Annotated in this window: 12 protein-coding genes; 8 read left to right on the top strand and 4 right to left on the bottom strand. The window is 50.3% G+C overall.

What is annotated here, in order from left to right:
• Nucleotides 1-26: 26 nt before the first annotated feature.
• The 3 genes from ACFODX_RS02190 to ACFODX_RS02180 form a co-directional block, all read right to left on the bottom strand.
• Nucleotides 27-632, bottom strand: a complete 606-nt coding sequence (locus ACFODX_RS02190) for a cohesin domain-containing protein (RefSeq protein ID WP_378115611.1) — start codon at nt 630-632, stop codon at nt 27-29.
• Between the two features lie 16 nt (nt 633-648).
• Nucleotides 649-3165 (bottom strand): ExeM/NucH family extracellular endonuclease, encoded by a 2517-nt coding sequence (locus tag ACFODX_RS02185; protein WP_378115609.1) that lies wholly within the window; start codon nt 3163-3165, stop codon nt 649-651.
• 137 nt (nt 3166-3302) lie between these two features.
• Nucleotides 3303-3812, bottom strand: a complete 510-nt coding sequence (locus ACFODX_RS02180; protein WP_378116940.1) for a MarR family winged helix-turn-helix transcriptional regulator — start codon at nt 3810-3812, stop codon at nt 3303-3305.
• A 353-nt stretch (nt 3813-4165) separates the two neighbouring features.
• Here ACFODX_RS02180 and ectA point away from each other — a divergent pair, with 353 nt between their 5' ends.
• From ectA to ACFODX_RS02140, 8 genes are all read left to right on the top strand, one after another.
• A complete protein-coding gene (gene ectA / locus ACFODX_RS02175; RefSeq protein WP_378115607.1) occupies nt 4166-4756 on the top strand; it encodes a diaminobutyrate acetyltransferase in 591 nt (196 codons plus the stop codon).
• 213 nt (nt 4757-4969) lie between these two features.
• On the top strand, nt 4970-6244 hold the full coding sequence (gene ectB / locus ACFODX_RS02170) for a diaminobutyrate--2-oxoglutarate transaminase (RefSeq protein ID WP_378116938.1): 1275 nt from the start codon (nt 4970-4972) through the stop codon (nt 6242-6244).
• A 59-nt stretch (nt 6245-6303) separates the two neighbouring features.
• Nucleotides 6304-6699, top strand: coding sequence for an ectoine synthase (locus ACFODX_RS02165; protein ID WP_378115605.1), 396 nt, complete (start codon nt 6304-6306; stop codon nt 6697-6699).
• Nucleotides 6696-7634: a TPR end-of-group domain-containing protein gene (locus tag ACFODX_RS02160; RefSeq protein WP_378115603.1), complete on the top strand. Its 939-nt coding sequence runs from the start codon at nt 6696-6698 to the stop codon at nt 7632-7634. Before ACFODX_RS02165 ends, ACFODX_RS02160 begins: the two co-directional genes overlap by 4 nt.
• Nucleotides 7635-7670: 36 nt before the next feature.
• Nucleotides 7671-9092 (top strand): sodium/proline symporter, encoded by a 1422-nt coding sequence (locus ACFODX_RS02155; RefSeq protein ID WP_378115601.1) that lies wholly within the window; start codon nt 7671-7673, stop codon nt 9090-9092.
• Between the two features lie 89 nt (nt 9093-9181).
• On the top strand, nt 9182-11545 hold the full coding sequence (locus ACFODX_RS02150) for a TonB-dependent receptor (protein ID WP_378115599.1): 2364 nt from the start codon (nt 9182-9184) through the stop codon (nt 11543-11545).
• 48 nt (nt 11546-11593) lie between these two features.
• Nucleotides 11594-12964, top strand: coding sequence for a PepSY-associated TM helix domain-containing protein (locus ACFODX_RS02145; RefSeq protein ID WP_378115597.1), 1371 nt, complete (start codon nt 11594-11596; stop codon nt 12962-12964).
• 35 nt (nt 12965-12999) lie between these two features.
• On the top strand, nt 13000-13458 hold the full coding sequence (locus tag ACFODX_RS02140; protein ID WP_378115595.1) for a DUF2721 domain-containing protein: 459 nt from the start codon (nt 13000-13002) through the stop codon (nt 13456-13458).
• A 56-nt stretch (nt 13459-13514) separates the two neighbouring features.
• Here ACFODX_RS02140 and ACFODX_RS02135 read toward each other — a convergent pair whose 3' ends face one another.
• Nucleotides 13515-14534: a cytochrome d ubiquinol oxidase subunit II gene (locus ACFODX_RS02135; protein ID WP_378115593.1), complete on the bottom strand. Its 1020-nt coding sequence runs from the start codon at nt 14532-14534 to the stop codon at nt 13515-13517.
• Nucleotides 14535-14542 lie beyond the last annotated feature (8 nt).

Genomic DNA, 14542 nt, shown 5'->3' with positions numbered 1-14542 from the left:
GCTTTTTTTATTTCCATTAGTTGTAATTATTGTTTGGGTTGTGATGCCCTGTTGCGCAATACAACAAAGGCAAGGGCACCGAGCAATAGCAGCATACCCGCTGGTTCTGACACAGTCGCTGCGCTTACATTGATGCTTGTGCTGTTAATAGTGTCGATAAATAAATCCTGGCCGTAAGCATCGCCTATTGCATTAGTGGTTAGCGAAAAATTTCCACTGCCGCTTGCGACTGCGTTGAGAAACAAACTAAACAGCGTAAATTCTCCCGCTTGCAGCAATTCCAAATCGGCTATTTCATCAAAAGAGACTTCCAGCATAGTTAACCAGCCAAGGTTGCTGCTGTTGTCTTGCAAGCTGCCAAAGCCGAACAGATCCAATTGGTTGCCTTGTACTGTATCGCCCCAAATGATGTTGCTGATGCTGAATAGATCGCTATCGTAATGAACATTGACATCGTAACTGCCGAGTGCGCTCGCTCCTTCCAAGCCGCTGATGCGCACTTGCAGTTCGATATTGTCACCAATATTGGCGGTAGTTTTATCGGCAATCAGGTCGATACTGATGGCATTGGCATTGGCATTGAGCGATAGGCTTAACCCAAGCGCTAATAAACTGGCGAAGAATTTTTTCATTGCAAACTCCTTAAAGTTAATTAGTGGCGCAACCGGTGCGGGTGCATTGCACGCTGAGTGCACGTGCATCGTTAACATTAATGACGCCATCGCCATTCACATCGCGTTGGTCGAATGCGCTGGCTGTTGTTCCGCGTGCGTTGGTAACCATTTGCACATCGTTTTTATCCACATCGCCGTCGCCATCCAGGTCGAGAATTAATTTGAGTGAAATCACAAGCGGGTCGTGGTCGGATGAGCGATAAGCATCGGGCGCATAAAAACTGTTTATTTGCGCGGCGGATTTAAATTCGGTGTTGTAATCGAGGCTGACAGGTTCGTCGGCGTTGATATGCCAATCAGCAGCAAACAGCACTTGCGGTGTCAGTGAGTTGCTCGCCAAGCCGTGATCCAAATAACCCGCTTGGCCATCAAATACATAGGAGTAAGCACTGCTGCCGCCAAAGCGATTAATTAAATCGGTGTAACCGGCGTTAATGATTGTGGTGATGGGGTTTTCTTTCGCGTAAGCATTCAAGTCGCCGATGATTAAATAATCGCGGTCATTTACACCGGTTGGGTTGGTGCCCAGCCAATTCACCAATGCGCTTGCGGCTTGGGTGCGGGTGATATTGCAATTGCCTTGGCCATCGCCAATATCGGTATCGCCCAAATCATTGCAATCCGAACCTTTGGATTTCAGGTGATTGACAACCACCGTGGCGATGGCGCGGTTGCTATTTGTGCGGAAACTTTGTGCCAGCGCGGGGCGGTTTTTGGTGTCGATAAACTGTGCATCAACACTGGAATCCAAAATTGCTGTTGTACCGATTGCTGTGGCTTTGTCGCTGCGATAAATAATGCCCACCGCAATTTCATCGTTGCCGATTTTATTCACACCCGGATTAATGTATTTCCATGCGCTGGTGCCGGTTGCTGTATTTAAGGCATACGTTAATTCAGCGATGGCACTGGTGCTACCGTAGCCATCATTTTCGATTTCAATCAGGCCGATAACATCGGCATTCAAGCCAACCAAGGCGCTGACAATTTTGGCTTTTTGCCGCGCAAATTCTGCAGCAGTATTTGCGCCGCGTGAGGTTGGGAATCCGCCGCCGCTGCCGTTGCCATTAAAAAAATTCAGCACATTAAAGCTGGCGATTTTTAGATTCGCTGCCGCATCGGTAATCGGTGCCAGTGGGCGCGCATTGCTGTGCACAAAATTCGGCGTAGCAGTAGGAAGAATGCGATACACACCAAAATCGTAAGTGATAATACCTTGCAGATTCGCAACGGTATCACCACTGCGCAGAGTGTTATCTGCAGATAAACCCGGCGCGGGGAAAATAACCGGGTCAGGATTTTGCACATTACTCGCGTCATCCATCATCAACTTGTTTAAATTATTTTGCGCTTGCAGTGCATTGGCGGCGGCACCGGGTTCAACCACATTGGTCGGTTGTTGCAAGCGGCCATTGGCGAGCAGCACTTGCCCAAAGCGACCTAGTTGATAGGTTTCATTCACGGTGAGTGTTTGTGCAATCGCAACCGACATGCCTTCAATATTTTCAAACGCATTGAGTGAAGTCACCGGCAGAGAAATGTTGGCCGGGGTTGGTAATGCTTGGCCGCTGGCACACACAGTGACGCTGACATTATTGAGCTGGGTTAGCTGAAAGGTTTCTGCAACCGTACCGGTGACACGCACGCGGTCGCCCACAGCAACGGCGCTGGTGCTGGCGATATAAATACCTTCGGATGTGCTGGCGTTGCCATCGCTATCGGCATCCTCTTCCTGAATAAAAAATCCGCCGAGTTGATTCGCATGTTGAAAATCCGCAACCACTATGGCTTCAACACTGACGCTGTTGCCGACCATTGAACTGGCAGTGCCTGCGCCTTGAATGCTGGTGATGTGCGTTGCGGTTGCGCCGCATTGGTTGTTTGTTCCGCCATCGCTGCCACCGTTATTACCGCCGCCATTGCTGCTGCCCTGATAGCTGCCAAGGTGGTCAAAGGTATCTTGCGCGTAGCCCTCCCAGTCGCTTGCGGGGTCAAAAATATCGAAGGGGTTGATATCGCCCTGGGTGATGGCGGTTTTGCGGCGCAGGGTATTGTCAGCGGTGCTGGTAAAACCCGTGCCCCATTCGCTACCGGGGTCAACACCAATTTGCCCGATGCTATCCAAAATAGTGTTGCCGTTTTTCAGCACAATCGCATCGTCGCCGTTAAACCAGCCGGAGCCATTGGTTTGGTTGGCAACCGCCAGGATGCTGGCGTTGGCACCGCTGTTGGCGAGCACAAATATGCCTTGTGCGGGAATGGTGCCGGTGAGGTTGATGGTCAGTGCGGCGCTGTTGCTGCCGTTGAAATACATCTCTACTTTATGGCCGGCCAGATCAACGCTATTGGCGCTGCTGTTGTAAATTTCCAGCGCTTTATTGCTGCTACTGCCCTCTAGGTATTCCGAAAAATACAGCGTGGCGCTGGCGGGTAAACTCGCTGCTGCAATCAAGCAGGCCAGCGATTGTTGCATAACTCGCAATCGACTCATGGTGTGCGCTCCCTTGGCAAATGCCCTGTGCGGGCGAACTGGTGACAGGGCGCAGCTTAGGTGGGCTTTGTTACGGAGCTGTGGCGGGATTTGGACGATTTGGTGATGTTTTTGTGACTGGAGGGCGGTGCGTCAATTTATTTGTTATCGCCTGCTTCCGGCTGCTCAAGGGCTTCCGTCCTATCCAGCGAGCCAATATCCAAAAACGGCGAGGCATCAATGGCTTCGGCGTCCATCATTTCGGCGACTCGCTGGAGCGAGGCAATAATCATGTGTTGCTCCCAGCTCTGGAGCTGATCGAACTTGCGCACAAAGCTGTCTTGCAGCGGGGTGGGGGCTGTGTCCAACAGGGCGCTGCCGCTGTCGGTGAGCTGTGGGTGGATTTTGCGTTTGTCGGTTTGCGAGCGCACTCGCACAATCAGGCCGCGGCTCTCCAGGCGATCCATGATGCTGGTGACTGTGGCCTGGCTCAGGCTCATGGCGTCCGCCAGTTCTTTCACTGTGCCGCCTGGCTGGCTGCGAATCAGTTGCAGCAGGCGCAGTTGTGGGCCGGTGACGCTGGCGGTTTTAACCAGTTGTTTGGAGTGAAGGTCGATGGCGCGAATCACACGGCGCAGCGAGGTGAGTACCTGATCTATCTGGTTCATGGGTGTTGTCATCGTTAACTGCGGATAGGAAAGCGGCAGCATGCCCGTGGTGGCGCATCTTGTCACCTGTGGTGGCGGTTTGCAGCGCCGTCACAAAATTATCACTAGACCTGGAGGGATAATTTTTGTACCATAAAAATATACTTTGTACTCTAAGTATATTTTAGTATAAAAAATAGAGTGTTTTATCGGGAAATGCATCCATAACGGCATTATTCGTTATTTTTCTCGATTAAATCCTTTCTTAAAGCCTTTTATTCTATTTGTTACGGAATTATCCAGAATAAATCGGCTCTCAATTGATTAGTGTTGTAATAGTATTGCCGCTATCAAAGACGCACTATGGAGGTTTTATGAACGCCAGAAACGATCTTTTGTGGGACAAACTGGAACTGCGCCACCCCTTGCCAACCGATGGTTACGCCCTTAACCAACTGGTAGCCGCCAGCCCGCCGCTGGATACCAACTCGGTTTATTGCAACCTGCTGCAATGCCAGCATTTTGCTGACACCTCGGTAGCCGCGCTGTTAAATGGCAAATTGGTCGGTTTTATTTCGGCCTACTGCCCCCCCAGCGACAGCGAAACCCTGTTTGTCTGGCAGGTAGTGGTGAGCGAGCAGTTGCGCGGTTCAGGTCTGGCCAAACGCATGTTGAATTGGCTGATTGAGCAACCCGCCACCGAGCACGCACAGCGCCTCACCACCAGTATTACCCCCGACAACCGCGCTTCCTGGGCGCTGTTTGAAAGCTTCGCCCGCGACTGCGGCGCCATCCCCGTAAAAAGTATGTTGTTCGAATCCCAGCGCCATTTTGCAGGCGCACACGCGGACGAATACCTGCTGCAAATTGCTCCCCTACCTAATCGCCCCGGCAAACCCATGGCGCTGCATTTGGATGACCTGCGCGGCAGTTTACGCAGCTCCAATCGGCGCTGGTTAGGTTGATGCTGCGTTAGCCGCTGCGCCTATGCCCTAAACAGGGCTGGGCGTATTTAGCCTGAACCCCCTTATCCGATTAGCGATGTTTATGCATCGCCTGGGCAACTTTTGCCTTGGATTTTGTGTTTCATGTTTTCTTTCTATTTTTATTTTGATTTTTTTGCTTTCAATTTTTTATCTGCAGCACAAGGGTGCAGATTCATTAAGAGGATGACAATGATGAATATTTTTCAACAAATGGAATCGGAAGTTCGCTCTTATTCACGCGCTTTTCCGGTGATCTTTAAACAGGCGCGCGGCAGTTATTTATTTGATGAACAGGGCAAAGCCTATTTGGATTTTTTATCTGGCGCTGGCTCTTTGAATTATGGCCACAATAATCCGCTGATTAAAAAAGCCTTGCTGGATTACATAGAGCAAGATGGTATCGCCCATGGTTTGGATATGCACACTCAGGCCAAAGCTACTTTTCTGGAAAATCTGCGCGATATTATTTTAACGCCGCGCGGTTTGGAGTATCGCGTGCAGTTCACCGGGCCAACCGGTGCCAATGCGGTAGAAGCTGCGTTAAAAATTGCGCGCAAAGTCAAAGGTCGCAGCGGTGTGATTGCGTTTACCAACGGCTTCCACGGCGTATCACTCGGTGCGGTTGCGGCAACTGGCAATCAACATCATCGCGGTGGCGCGGGTGTACCACTGAATAATATTGAGCGCATGCCCTTTTGCGGTTATCACGGTCGCGATACTGACACTTTAAAAATGATGGACAAATTACTGTCTGATCCCTCCAGTGGTGTGGATATTCCTGCAGCGGTGATTGTGGAAGTGGTGCAGGGCGAGGGCGGGTTAAATGTTGCCGCCGATACTTGGTTGCAAGGTCTGCAAAAATTGTGTCGCAAACACGACATGCTGTTGATTGTGGATGACATTCAAGCGGGCTGCGGCCGCACCGGTAGCTTTTTCAGTTTTGAAAGCAGCGGTATCAAACCGGATATTGTCACCCTCTCCAAATCTCTCAGTGGTTTTGGTTTGCCGCTGTCGATTGTGTTGTTAAACCCGGCACTGGATCAATGGTTGCCCGGTGAACACAACGGTACGTTTCGCGGCAATAACCATGCATTTATTACTGCCACCGCAGCACTCCAAACCTACTGGCGCGACGATTATTTTGTGCGTGAAATTGCGCAGAAGTCCGTGATTGTGCAGCAGGAATTAAAAGCCATGCTTGATGCCTATCAGCCACTGGCGCTGCGTTTAAAAGGGCGCGGTTTAATGCAGGGCATTGAATGTGCGAGCGGCGAGATTGCCGATGCAATTTGCGCCCATGCTTTTGAGCGTAGTGTAGTAATTGAAACCGCGGGTAATCAAGGGCAAGTGGTTAAGGTGTTTTGCCCACTCACCATCAGTGAAGAAGATTTACGCAAAGGGCTGAAACTCTTGGCACTCAGTTTTGCCGCCACCATGCGCGACTACACGGCCCGCAAAACGGCGTAACACTTCTTTTTAAATCTTAAATTGGAAGCCTGAATCCTGAAATGAGCTAAGAGGTATTTATGATTGTTAGAAAATTATCCGAGGCGAGCCTGCAAGGCAGAACCATTAAAGCAGAGGGTTGGGAAAGTAATCGCCTGCTGTTAAAAAGCGATGGCGCCGGGTTTTCATTCCACATTACTCGTATTTTTAAAGATGCGGTGTTACCTATGCATTACCAAAACCATATCGAATCTGTGTATTGCATTCGCGGCTTTGGTGAAATTAAAGATGTTGCCACTGGTGCAATTCATACTATAGAGCCGGGCACTATTTATATTTTGGACAAACACGACAAGCATATTTTACGTGCGTTTGAAGAAATGGAATTGGCCTGTGTCTTTAACCCGCCACTCATGGGGCGCGAGGTACACAACGCCGAAGGCGCCTACGCGCTCGCCGCGGAAGTGATTGTATGAAGCAAGACTCCGCATTTAAGCGCGCGTTTATTCTGCTGCTCATTGTGCTCCTGCCGCTATTATTTGCGGCAGGTATTCAGGCGCAAAGTTTACCAGAAGAACAAGTCCGTGCTGCGGCAGAGCAGGCGCAACAGACTGTAGAGCAGCTGGATGCGCCGCTCTACAGTGCCTTTACCGAGCGTTATATTTTGGATGAATTAAAAGCGCTGCGAACAGACATGGCTGCGCAGCGGGTGGAATTTATCCAGCAAATTACTGATCGCCAAATTGAAGCAGTGGATCGCAGCGTGAGTTACGCCACCAATACTGTCTCCAATTTTTTTTACATCATCGCCGCCGTGAGTTCAGTGCTGGTGATTATTGGTTGGACATCCATCCGCGAGATGAAAGAAAAAATGGGCAGCCTTGCCGATAAAGAGCTGCGCAAATTAATTGGCGCCTATGAAGACCGCCTGCGCGAAATTGAGCAACAGTTGCGCGAGAAATCCACTTATATAGATGAAAACCGCGAAGCCATTGAACGCACCAAAGAAATTCATGCGCTCTGGCTGCGCGCTGCACAGGAGTCGGCGCCTGCGAATAAAATCGCACTCTACGATCAAATCCTTGCGCTCAACCCCAAAGATTGTGAAGCGCTCACCTACAAGGCCGATGCCGCGCTGGAATCCAACGAGCCCCAGTGGGCGATTAATTTATGCCAGCGCGCACTGCAGTTGGATGCCTCCAATGCCCATGCGTTTTATCAATTGGCGTGCGCCCATGCAGCGCTAGGCCATTACGACGATGCCATCAATTTTTTGACTAAAGCACTGATCAATGGCGATGCACGCCTCGATGATTTTGCCAAAGATCCCGCACTGCAACCTCTACATCACCTGCCAGCCTTTGCCGAATTATTAGTGGATGTGCGGCGCGGCAGCAGTGATTTGGTGTAACACAAATTCACTATTTACACCGGGCTGACGTTTTACATGTTGATTAGTTTTGTTATTTGTCTCGCTCTTTTTTTGCTAGTCGGTCTTGCATCGGCGCGGTTGCGCAAACACAGCGCGCAGGATTATTACCTCGCCAGTCACAGTGTGCCGCCGTGGCTGGTAGGTTTATCGGCAGTGGCCACAAATAACAGCGGCTACATGTTTATTGGTGTGATTGGTTATACCTATGCGGCGGGCTTGTCGGCCAGTTTATTAATGATCGGTTGGATTCTGGGGGATTTCCTTGCATCGCTCTGGGTGCATCAGCGTTTGCGCGCGCAAGCGCTACAGCAGGGTGAGACTAGTTACATCGGCGCATTGGCCGCTTGGGCCGGTTTTTCAGGTCGCCGTTTTAGGGTTGTTGCTGCGCTGATTGCGCTGATGTTTTTATTATCTTATGCCGCCGCGCAATTAGTGGCGGGCAGTAAAGCCTTACAGGTTTTATTGGGCTGGCCGGTGTGGATGGGCGCCGCTATAGGCGCCGTATTGGTTATGCTCTATTGCATTGCCGGTGGTATACGCGCCTCTATTTGGACTGATGCGGCGCAATCATTGGTGATGATGCTCGCCATGGGTTTAATGTTATTTATCGCTGTGCAAGCCATGGGTGGAGTATCCGCCAGTGTTGCTGCCATGAATGAGATTCCCGGTTTTTTGTCCTTCTCGCCCGCATCGGTAGTCCTACCGGGCGTGGCCGGTGTAGGTATATTTTTTATTGGCTGGCTGCTCGCTGGTTTTTCTGTCATCGCCCAGCCACATATTATGGTGCGTTTTATGGCGCTCGATAGCGGCCGTGGTTTGGTGCGCACCCGCCTGTGGTACTACGGTTGGTTTCTGGTGTTTTATTGCATGGCCACTGCGGTGGGCATGCTCGCGCGTATTTATTTGCCTGAATCCGCAAGTTTTGATGCGGAGTTAGCGCTGCCACAAATGGCGGTGGAATTATTACCGCCGTTATTGGTTGGTGTTGTACTCGCGGGTATTTTTGCCGCCACTATTTCTACAGCGGACTCACTGTTGCTGAGTTGCTCGTCTTTTATCTCGCAGGATCTGGCGCCGCGTTGGTTTTCATCACAGCGCAGTAACAATATCCTCGGCATAAAAATCGCCACATTACTCTCCACCTGTGCCGCGCTTGCCTGGGCACTTCTGAATCAGCAGTCGGTGTTTGCGTTAGTGGTTTTATCCTGGGCCATGTTGGGGGCGGCATTTGTGCCACTGATTCTGTTGCTTTGCCTTGGTAAACACTTCACCCAAACACTGGCTTTGTGGCTAATGGCACTGGCTTGCTGTGCGGTGCTTATCCTGCACCGCTATGGTTTTGGTGGTGATCTGTATTTAGGTTTGCCCGCCTTAATCATCGCATTACTGGCCTATGGCGTCTCCGCCAGGTTTTTCCCTGCTAGCAAGGTGCAATAACTCCTTTCACTGCGTGCCCCTGCGACAATTTGTCACTGTTGCGCCGCGTTTAAATTGCCTAAGGTGCCAACCCTGTAACTAGCGTTTTTGTGAAGGGTGGTGTGGTGAGCAAGTGTTGTTCTTGGGCGGTAGTGATTGCGGTGGGCATGGCCTTGGCGAGTGTGGCGCAGGCCCATGAGCGAGTGCTTAAAAAAGCCAAACAAGCTAAGGCTGCCGAAGTGGAAGAGGTGCGGGTGTGGGGTGATGCGCGCGATGCCAGTCACGCCGGTTATACCAACCCCACCAGTGTGCTGACTCAGGAAGATATGGTCAGCATCAACGCGACGACCACCGAAGATCTGGTCAAATACGAGCCGAGTCTGGTGATTCGCAAACGCTACATTGGCGATTCCAATGGCACCCTCGGTTTGCGCGGTTCCAATATGTTTGCCACACCGCGCTCGATGGTGTTTGCCGACGGCGTGCCCCTGCATTATTTTCTGCAAACCCGCTGGAGCGGCGCGCCGCGTTGGACCATGGTGAGTGCCAGTGAAATTGCGCAGGTAGAAATTCTGTATGGCCCTTTCTCCGCCGAATACAGCGGCAACGCCATGGGCGGTGTGATTCTGATTGAAACCGCGATTCCGCAAGAGCGACAAGTGCATGTGGATCTGGATTATTTCTCGCAAGATTTTTCTGCCTACGGTTTTAGTGATCGCCTTGAGGGTTACAAAACTTTTGTCTCCTACGGCGAAACCTTTCGCAGTGAAAACCTGGGCGATTTCAGCTTGTATTTTTCTTACAACCGTTTGGAAAATGAAAGCCAACCGCAATCCTATTATTTTGATAGCAAGCGCACGCTCAATAACGCCACGCCTGTGACAGGTATGGTCAGCGATACCGATGTATTGGGTAAACCGGCCTACTATTTTGGCGATACCGGTGTAGAGCAGGCGGTGACCGATAATTTCAAAATGAAATTGGGGCACGATTTTGGTAACTGGTCGAGTTTATTAAATATCGCCTACGAAGATCGCAACACCCTGCGCGATACCCCCAATACTTATCTAACCAATTCCGCTGGCAATAAAGTCTGGTCGGGCAATTTTATTCAGGATGGTATTGCGATTAGTGTGCCTGCAGCGCGCTTGGGTGCTAGCGAATTGGATCGCCGGAGTTTGTCCACTGGTTTGCGCATCAAAGGCGAGTTAAACGAACAGCTGCGCTTTGAAGGCAATCTGAGTGACTTCCGGATTTTGGAGGATAACTCGCGCGCATCCAGTCATTCATTGCAAGATCCTCTGTTTAACGGTCGAGGCCAAACTACTGATTATCAGGACACAGGTTGGCAAACGGCGGAAGGTAAATTTGTTTTTACCGGTATAGAGGCAGTGGAACTTATTTCCGGCATTCGCTACGAAACCTACGAACTCAATTTGGATGTATTTAATTCCGCCAATTGGCAGCAGGCCGACAACGCGGGTTTCGCGAGTCGTTCCGGTGGTGAAACCAATATCGCGGCCGCCTTTGTGCAAATGAATTGGGGTGTGAACGAGCGCTGGGATTTGGCATTGGGCGGCCGTTATGAACAGTGGCAAAGTAAAAATGGTTATTACAGTAAAGATATAGCCGCCACACCGGCGTTTGATTTAGTTGAAGTTGCCGATGCAGATAGCAACCAATTCTCGCCCAAATTTTCACTGGGTTATGTTCCCGCTGAAGACTGGTTGGTGCGTTACTCATTAGCAAAAGCCTACCGTTTTCCGATTGTGGAAGAATTATTTACCCAGAGCTTAAATTATTCTTCCGCTGTGCAAGCGCAGCCGGATTTAAAACCGGAAAATGGTTTGCATCACAACCTGATGTTGGAAAAACAATTTGATGCCGGTTATGCGCGCATCAATATTTTCACTGAAACGATTAAGGATGCCATCGAATCACAAACCACTTTTTTACCGAGCGGTTCCCCGGTTCCTTCAGTCACTACCTTTGCCGCCATTGATGAAGTGGAAACGGACGGAATCGAATTCATTTTAAATCGCTACGGCCTGTGGGTGCCGGAATTGGATCTGCGTTTTAATCTCGCCTACACCAAATCCATCATCGCGGATAACTCAACGGCGGAAGCCAATAATCCTGCGGGCACTAATAGTATTGAAGGTAATGACTACCCACGCATGCCGCGTTGGCGTGGCAATATCATGGCGACTTATCACGCAACCGATCGTTGGGATTTGAGTGCAAATCTGCAATATGCCGATAAAAGTTTTGGTCGCCTCGACAACACTGACACGGCGGAGCAAGTCATGGGTGCGCAGGATGGTTACACCCGCCTCGGTGTAAAAACCACCTTTGATGTCACGCCCGCATTAGAAATAAATGTTGGTGTAGACAACCTGACCAATGAGCTGAGTTATGTCGCTCACCCCTGGCCGGGCAGAAGTTATTACCTGGGGCTTTCTTACGCACTCTAATTCACCATATCTAATCCATCATAAAAATTGCGTTGCAATGAGATCAACATGACTGACATGAAACCGGCGCAAAAAGCGCTATATCGCACCATTTGGCGCTGGCATTTTTATGCCGGCGTTTTTGTTATTCCTTTTGTGATTTTATTGTCCATCACTGGTGCGATTTATTTATTCAAACCCTATTACGAACATTGGCAAGAGCGCCATTATCGCGGCCTGCCCCTGGCGGGTGAAATGCTGGCGCCCAATGCCCAGATTAATGCCGCGCTTGCCGCGGTGCCGGAGGGAAAATTCTTAAGTTATCGCCTGCCACAAGCGGCTGATGAAGCCGTGTTAATTACAGTGCAGGCCGATACCAGCTGGCTGGTTTATCTAAACCCCTACACCGGCGCGGTATTAGCAGCAGAGCGCAGTGATGATCAGTTGATGAATATTGTTAAAACTATTCACGGTGAATTATTGCTAGGCAATTTCGGTTCTGTGTTGGTTGAGCTTGCGGCCTGTTGGGCGATTGTATTAATCGTCACCGGTTTGTACTTGTGGTGGCCGCGCCATGGGCGCGGATTAGCCGGTGTGATTTATCCACGGTTGCGCGAGGGCAGCCGAACTTTCTGGCGCGATATTCACGCCGTCACGGGTATTTGGATTTCTGCGCTCGCCTTATTTTTGTTAATTACCGGTTTGCCCTGGGCATTGGTGTGGGGCGCTGCGTTAAAAGAAGTGCGCGCGCTGGATTTCTCCCGCTTCAACCCAGCACAAGAGCAACAAGATTGGAACCAGGGCCGCGCGCAAGAGCATCAACACTGGCGCGCGCAAGCAACAGAAGTTTTTAATTTAACACCGGCCGTTCTTGACGCGGCGCAACAATTACAACTTGCACCGCCAGTGGAATTGAGTGTGGCGAGCACCGCGCAGGCTGAACATCACGGTCATAGTGCTCAGCATCGCATGCATCACACTGATCATGAGGTGATGGCGCAAACCTGGAAAGCCTCGTCGCAAACACCGAATCGCCCGCTGCGCGCCGATGTGTGGATTAACACCGCCGGCGCTATTGAAAAGCGCAGCGATTTTGCGCAAAAAAAATTATTGGATCGCGCCATCGGTATAGGCGTGGCGGCGCACGAAGGCCAGTTGTTTGGCTGGTTTAATCTGCTCTTGGGGCTGCTCACCTGTGCGGGTTTAATACTGCTTAGCCTCAGCGGTTTTATCCTCTGGCGCAAACGTAAACCTGCGGCGGTTTTGGGGGCGCCGCCAGCTATGCCTGCACACATTGGTTTTGCAGTGGTGGCTATCACCCTTGGTTTGGCAATCTTCTTGCCGCTCTTGGCGGTGTCGCTTGGTGTGCTGCTGCTGTTGGAGTTTGTGCTGTTGCGGCGGATTGGCTGGCTGAGCCGCTGGTTGGGTTTGAGGGCATAGTTTATTATCGGGAGGTGTCTTTACGAGAACCTCCTATGAACTCCGCTGCTGAAATGATTATCTCCTTTGGTGATATTGCCCACGCCATCCAACTTGCCTTGGCGCCAGTGTTTTTGCTTACCGGTATTGCCGGTTTATTAAATGTGATGGCGAGCAGGCTGGCGCGCATTATTGATCGCGGCCGCAGCCTTACCGAAGAAGAGTTACCTGCGCATTTTCAGAATTCAGATTTATTGCACAAAGAATTAAGCCGGCTGGAACGCCGTCGCCATTACGCCAGTTCGGCGATTACCGCTTGCACTTGTTCTGCGTTATTAGTGTGTATGGTTGTGGCGTTTATTTTTTTACAAGTGCTGCTGCAAGTGCAATTCAAGTGGGTGATCAGTGCGCTCTTTACCGCTTCTACACTAACGCTGATTGTGGGCCTTGCGTATTTTTTACGTGAAGTGCATTTGGCAACGCGCACTGTGCGCATTCAGGTTATTACGCGCTGAAACCTCGGCAAATTGTCTGGTCAGCGCGCAATATGTTCCACTATCGAAAACGGCAATCAGTAGTAACGTAATTGTGTTGCTTTACCCCAAAACACCTTATAGGAAAAAATGGTGTAAATAATAATGGTGGGCAGCACCAATACTGAACCGTACAAAATAAACATCAGCGATTCAGGTGCGCTTGCCGCTTGCCAAATATCCAGTTGGCCGGGCACCACGTAGGGGAAAAAGCTGTAGGCCAAACCGATAAAACTGAGCAGGAAAATAAATACTGCCGAGGCAAAGGGAATCCAGCAGCCGAAATCATTGGCAAACGGGAAGAGGCGCAGGTAGCGATCCACAATAAACAGCAGCAAAAAACAAAAGAGTGGAATCATCAACAAAATAATAAACAGCGAGCTGCCAAACCATTTATTAAAAATGGTATCGCTCACCAAGGGGTTAACAATAGAAACGGCGATAATGCCCAGTGTCATTAACCAGGCGCAGCGGCGCGCCCACCAAGCGGCGCGTTTTTGTAATTCCCCTTCAGTTTTCATCACCAGCCAAGCGGCGCCAATAAAACTGTAGCCCGCAGTTACACACACCGCGCTGAGCGCAGCAAAGAAAATGGCGGCCAGGCTTTGTTCAAAACCCATCACATAACTGCCCAGCATATAACCTTGCGACAAGGTGGCCATGAGCGAGCCGGTTTTAAATATTTTGTCCCACAAGTCTTTGTGATCTGCCGGCGCTTTGGCGCGAAAGTCAAACGCAACACCGCGCAAAATTAAACCGGTGAGCATAACGGTAATCGGCAAATACAAATGGAACAGAATTAAACTGTGGGCACTGGGAAAGGCAATTAATAATAAACCTATGCCCAGTACCAGCCAGGTTTCATTGGCGTCCCAAAAGGGGCCTATGCTGGCGATCATAGTATCGCGCTGCTGTTCATTGTCGTTGGGCAATAAAATACCTACACCTAAATCGTAGCCATCGAGTATGGCGTAGAGAAATAACGCCAGTGCCATCAGGCTGATAAAAACAATGGGCAACCAATAGGCCGCGCCACTTAATTGACTGAGATCGGTCATGTCTGTCC

Source organism: Cellvibrio fontiphilus (assembly GCF_042646205.1).
GTDB lineage: Bacteria > Pseudomonadota > Gammaproteobacteria > Pseudomonadales > Cellvibrionaceae > Cellvibrio > Cellvibrio fontiphilus_A.
The sequence above is the reverse complement of the archived record's forward strand: the minus strand, read 5'-3'. Positions and strand labels throughout refer to the sequence as shown.